Genomic DNA, 430 nt, shown 5'->3' on the forward strand with positions numbered 1-430 from the left:
ATAACAAGGTGCCAAAGCTGCCAACCAATCAGTGCGCTCATACCCTTCCACCATCTGACGCCAATGAAAAAGTGAACGATAGCTCACGCTAAATTGCACCGCACACAAGCTTGCCGCATCATGCACCCCCATACCAGCTTGGAGTAAATCATCCAGAGAACAAAGTGCCTTCAAACGCTCTTCACAACGTCTTTTATGTGCCTTTGAAAGACCCTCATAACGTGCCCACAGCGCCTGCTTTTCCTGATCTTGCTCATTTGTGGGGATAACTTTTGTGTATTTGAGAGTCAAAGCAAGCTTTGCTGCTTGAGGCAAAAGGCTAATGTGATATTCCCAAACCGGCTTCGTTTTTCCTCCCACCTTCCTAGAGAGTTCAGAATTTTTCCTCCAATATACCCGTCCATGGTTTTCAAGACTTTTATAAGTCTTT

The 430-nt window shown here is 45.3% G+C and carries 1 pseudogene; it reads right to left on the reverse strand.

Annotated elements, in window-relative coordinates:
* Positions 1-430: pseudogene (locus BN338_RS10740) on the reverse strand (transposase domain-containing protein); the annotation flags it as partial.

The sequence above is a fragment of the Bartonella queenslandensis AUST/NH15 genome (assembly GCF_000312585.1).
Lineage (GTDB): Bacteria > Pseudomonadota > Alphaproteobacteria > Rhizobiales > Rhizobiaceae > Bartonella > Bartonella queenslandensis_A.